The 4,780-nt window shown below is 61.7% G+C and carries 5 protein-coding genes; 2 read left to right on the forward strand and 3 right to left on the reverse strand.

Annotated elements, in window-relative coordinates; genetic code table 11:
* Both KA184_22390 and KA184_22395 read left to right on the forward strand, forming a co-directional pair.
* Nucleotides 1–546, forward strand: a 546-nt coding sequence (locus KA184_22390) for a hypothetical protein (GenBank protein MBP8132338.1), incomplete at its 5' end; no start/stop codon positions are given.
* Between the two features lie 43 nt (nt 547–589).
* On the forward strand, nt 590–1,837 hold the full coding sequence (locus KA184_22395) for a caspase family protein (protein MBP8132339.1): 1,248 nt from the start codon (nt 590–592) through the stop codon (nt 1,835–1,837).
* A 52-nt stretch (nt 1,838–1,889) separates the two neighbouring features.
* Here KA184_22395 and KA184_22400 read toward each other — a convergent pair whose 3' ends face one another.
* From KA184_22400 to KA184_22410, 3 genes are all read right to left on the reverse strand, one after another.
* Nucleotides 1,890–3,815 carry an SUMF1/EgtB/PvdO family nonheme iron enzyme gene (locus tag KA184_22400; GenBank protein MBP8132340.1) on the reverse strand — a complete coding sequence of 642 codons (1,926 nt, stop codon included), beginning with the start codon at nt 3,813–3,815 and terminating at the stop codon, nt 1,890–1,892.
* On the reverse strand, nt 3,815–4,237 hold the full coding sequence (locus tag KA184_22405; protein ID MBP8132341.1) for an AAA family ATPase: 423 nt from the start codon (nt 4,235–4,237) through the stop codon (nt 3,815–3,817). The genes KA184_22400 and KA184_22405 overlap by 1 nt, the downstream gene beginning before the upstream one ends.
* Nucleotides 4,238–4,325: 88 nt before the next feature.
* Nucleotides 4,326–4,780, reverse strand: a 455-nt coding sequence (locus KA184_22410) for a hypothetical protein (protein MBP8132342.1), incomplete at its 5' end; no start/stop codon positions are given.

Raw genomic sequence — 4,780 nt, forward strand, 5'->3', positions numbered from 1 at the left:
GCGCTGAACATCCAAGACCTGCCCGTGGGCTCGGTGCGCGTGTCGGTCAATGCGGCCGGCTACGCGCCGCAGGAACAGCTTGCCGTCATCAAGGCAAACGAGTGGACACAGGTCGCGTTCACGCTGGAACGCGCGCAGACGGCGCGCCGCGAGGAACCGCGCCAGGAAAGCTCTGGAAGGCGCCGTAGATCGAAAAGGTCGGGTAACGAGGAAGAGCGGGCGCTGGCGGTGGCCGCGGAATTATGCCTATCCCTGGAGGTCAAGGATATAGAGAGGGCTATGATTTGCGTTGCCGACGATTTTGAGAACATTGAAGTCGGCGATAAGAATGGACTTCGCTACATGTTGCAGTCGGCCCTGGATATGGGCTATCTGGAAGATGCCAACTGTACGCTCAGTCAAGCCAGGGCGACGAAAGACGGCGGCGATGTCACCGTCTATCCCGTAGACCTGACTGCCGCGTTTGGGGCAATTACTCTTGAGCTGCGGATGCAAGAGCGCAACGGCGAGATGAGAATCACGGCATTTACGGCCTTGGGAATTTAGAACTGAAGAATAACAGGACACGCGGGCAAGGAGTATTCAAGAAATGAAGGGGCTGTACCGAATGGTTGTGTCGTGCCTTCTGGGTGCTATTCTGGTCAGCTGTCAGACCATTTCTCAAGGCCCCAAAAGCACCCTAAGGGTTGAATCTATTCCTACAGGCGCCCATGTAATCACTTCCACGGGATACAGCGGCGTAACCCCCGCCGATATTGAAGTAACCGGGGGCGGCGATTTTCAGGTCACGGTGGAGCAATCAGGTTACGAAAGTGTAACGATCCCCATTCACAGTTCTGAGGAGCGAAGGGGCTGGAGTTGGAAAGGTTTTGCACTGGCAGGAGTCATTGGGGGCGCTGCCGGACACAAAGTTCGGACGATCGAACCCAACATCGTCGAAGTCGAACTCGTCGCGTTGCCGCCCGAACCTGAACCGTCTACACCTGAACCGGTTGCACCTGAGCCTCCGCAGGATGCGGGCAAGCAAGAGGGGTCCCGTCCAAGCAGGTCCTGGGCGCTCGTGGTCGGTATCGCCGACTACCAGCAGGGCGGGCCGGATGGGCTTTCCAACCTCGCCTTCGCGGACGAGGATGCGCGGGGTTTTCAGCAGGCCTTGTTGTCTCAGGGCTGGGATGCAAACAACATCAAGCTCCTGGTTAACGAGCAGGCCACGAAACGCAACGTCGAGGTGGCGCTGGAAGCCTGGCTGACCAAGACCGAGCCAGAGGACCGCGTTGTATTGTTCTGGGCGGGCCACGGATTTCCCGACCCTGAAAACCCCGCTAAGGTGTACTTTGCCTGTTATGATACGGACATCAACGTGCCCGCGACGGGCTACCGCATGGACCGCGTGCGGCAAGCACTCGAAGAGCGCGCCGTGCGCAATGTCGTCATTTTCGCGGACACGTGCCACGCGGGCAAGCTCATTACTCGTGGGGACGGTGACCGCGCCATTTCGATCGTGCCTCAGCTGGAGAAAATGCGCAAGGAAGAACAGGTGCCCAAGGGCTGGATATTCATGGTCGGCGCAGAGACCGACCGGCAGGCCGTTGAACACGCTTCATGGACCCACGGCGCGTTCACGCACGTGCTCCTGAAGGGTCTGGCGGGAGAAGCCGACGGTTTCGAGAGCGCGGGACTTAAGGACGGCGTTGTCTCACTTGGCGAACTGCGCGCTTATTTGACCGCCACGATGCCCGACGAGACGCAAAAGGTTCTCGGTGTTGCCAAACATCCGCTAATCGTTACCAGCACTGGCGACCCGAGCATCTGGGAGTTGTCGTTGCGGGCGCGCTGAACAGACCCAAACGCGATGAGTGTAGAGAGCATCAGGGCTACCGCAAGAAAGGTTACGGAGTCCGCGACAACCGCAACCCGAGGTGCGCGAACCGGTAGTCCGGGGTGTCGCTGTAGCGATACGCTGAACGGCAGCAACCGGGATGATCGGCCCACGAGCCGCCACGCACCACCCGGGACACACCCGACGCCGGGCCCGCAGGGTCCGTCACGGAGCCGGACGGGTAAGCCCCAAACCAGTCCGAGCACCATTCCTTGACGTTCCCGTGCATGTCGTACAAGCCCCACGTATTCGCCGGGAAATTGCCCACTAAAACCGTATTCTCGCGGCAGACACCCTCACGGCCATTACCGTAGGTGTAGTTGCCGCGGTAGTTCGCCTGCTCCGTCGAAATCGTCTGACCGAAACAGAAAGGCGTCGTCGTACCCGCGCGGCACGCGTACTCCCACTGCGATTCCGTCGGCAAACGGAAACCACCCCGGCTCACGCGGCCGTTCAGCTTGTCAATGAACTCCTGACAATCCTCCCAGGATACGCATTCCACCGGCAAACGCGGGTCGAACGTGAGATGGCTCGGATTGTTCCCCATCACTCGCTCCCATTGGCCCTGCGTCACCTCGTACTTGCCTAACCAGAAGCCCTGGGTCAAGGTCACCTGGTGTTGCGGCTGCTCATGCCTGAACCAATCCGCTTCGGTGTTTTCTCCGCCGAACAGACGCGCCACTTTCTCAGGACTCTGGTCTCCGCCCATCAGGAATGTCCCCGGCGGTATCCACACCAGTTCCAGCGTTACCCCGCCACCTAGGTCCACCGTCTGCACATCCCCGGGCTTCGGCTCGCCGGTTGTCACCGTCACCTGCGGCGGCTGAGCGGGCGGCGCCGCTGTCGGCGGGCGGGGCGGCTCCGGCGGACGCACCACAGTGACCTTGGCCAGCACCACCGGCTTCTGCGTCCACTTGCCCGGCTCGATACTCACCGTCTCCGTATGTTCTTCGTAGCCTTCGGCGCGCACGGTCACCTGAGCCGTGCCCGCGGGCAGGTTCGACCGCTCGAACGGCTTGGACGATGTCGCCGTGCCCGCTTCACGGCCGTCAAGATAAATAGTCGCCTCCGGCGCGTTTACGGCCACCTGTAAATGCCCCAGCAGCGACGGCGCGGGCGGCGGCGGCGCGTCGGCCGCGGCTGCGACCTGCGGCGCCACGAAATAGAAGTCCGCGTTGAGGTTCGAACTGCGCCAAGGCTGTTGCGCGCTTTGGGTTCTGGCCACGACCTCCGCGCCGACCCGTTTCAGCACATCCTCGATTTCCAGCCCCGGCGTGGGCAGGTAGCGCACCAGGCTCTCCGTGTACAGGCTGTTCTGGCCGTCGCCGTCGGCGGCCACGCTGTCCGGAGCGGTGGAGAAGGCGATGACCGAGCCCTGCGCCGCGTTCATGAGCGCCAGTCCCTGAGTGGCGCTTCGGAAACCGCGCGCGAACGGGTTGTTGCGGCAGGCGTCGAGCACGACGACGTTGACCTGAGCGCCCGAATCCTCCATCTTCGCCAGCACCAGCCCCGCGTTCACGCATTTGAACTCGACCTCGCTCTCGCCCTTGATGTCCGCGTCCACGGGCATGAGAAAATTCGCGCCGCCGACCTGCAGCCCGTGGCCCGCGTAGTAGAACAACGCGACGCCCGCGCCGCGGATGCGGTCGCCGAACTCCTCGACCAATTTCTTCATCGCCTCGTAGGTGCAGTCGGTCCTCACGATGACGGCGAACCCGCACTGTTCCAGCACTGCCGCCATGGCCTTCGCGTCGTTGACCGGGTTGCGCAGCGGCGCCGACGCATAGGCCGAGTTGCCGATGACCAGCGCCACCCGCGCGCCGCTCGAAACCGCCGGAGGCGCGGCCGTGCCTCCGCCGCCGCGCTCCTGCGCTGGGGCAAGCGGCACAGCCAAAACGAACATCAGAACGATTGCGGCGATGCGACACCGGTTCATCAACGCGCCCTCCTTGCGAGGCAGTATATCTCATCGTTGCGCCGCGTGAATGGCTCCCAGCCGGGCGCCAGTTGGATTTCATCCAGGAAGAACGTCACCCGCTCCCGGTCGCGCCGCTCTGGACAGAGATTGAAGTATTCTTCCACGACCAGCTGCAGCTCGCCGGTCGTCATCTCCGCCAGGCGTTCATCCTCAAAACTGAAAAACAGCAGCGCGTCGCGCCCGCAGCAAGTCGGTCTTCCAGACACTGCCAAAGGAACTTCCGTCTTGCCGCTGCGGCGCATGCCCACGACGACCATCGCCTTGCCGGGGATGTCAGGAAGGCGTATGTCCCTGCGCGTATAGGTTGGGGCGGGCAGGGCCAGCGCATACGCAATTTTCTGCCGGATCAGCAGCCGTATTTCTCTTTCGAAGAAAGCCATATTTAACCTGAATCAACTTTCCTGGAGAGACAATAACAGGTCTTTTCCCAGAAACTGCAAGACGCCGCGCACGACTGCAAATGCCCGCTCAGCCGGCGCCGCCCTTGAAGCTCCGCGAGATTACGGTCACAACGGGGTCCATGCGCGCCTTGTCTTTCTGCGGATAGGTCATCTCGAACTGGATAATGACGTCGCCGGACATCTCCGCGCGAGCGTAGTAGACGTCGGAGCCGATGAAACCGGAGACGACGGACCAGTCTGAACCCGTTTTCTCGTAGGTTACTTCAAGGCCTTCTCTATCCTTCTGGGATTCCAGGATGTCCTTGAGGGTCTCATTGAGGACATTGAAACCTCCCCAGCACGTCAGGCGCACGCTGCCGTCGGCGGAGAGAAAGACTCGTCCGTCGCCGTTGAATGATTCCTCCTGCGGGACCAGGATGTCCGGGGGATAGGCGATTTCGTAGTCGAAACGCGCGTTGTGGTAGGTGTCAAAGGCGGCGGCATCCCGCTGTTCCGGCTGGATTTCGACGGGAGCGTCGCTCT

The sequence above is a fragment of the Candidatus Hydrogenedentota bacterium genome (assembly GCA_018005585.1).
Classification (GTDB): domain Bacteria; phylum Hydrogenedentota; class Hydrogenedentia; order Hydrogenedentales; family JAGMZX01; genus JAGMZX01.

What these genes read in the sequence shown, in the direction of transcription:
- KA184_22395 (MBP8132339.1), top strand. Translation starts at nt 590, where the DNA reads ATGAAGGGGCTGTACCGAATGGTTGTGTCGTGCCTTCTGGGTGCTATT.
- KA184_22400 (MBP8132340.1), bottom strand. Translation starts at nt 3,815, where the DNA reads ATGAACCGGTGTCGCATCGCCGCAATCGTTCTGATGTTCGTTTTGGCT.
- KA184_22405 (MBP8132341.1), bottom strand. Translation starts at nt 4,237, where the DNA reads ATGGCTTTCTTCGAAAGAGAAATACGGCTGCTGATCCGGCAGAAAATT.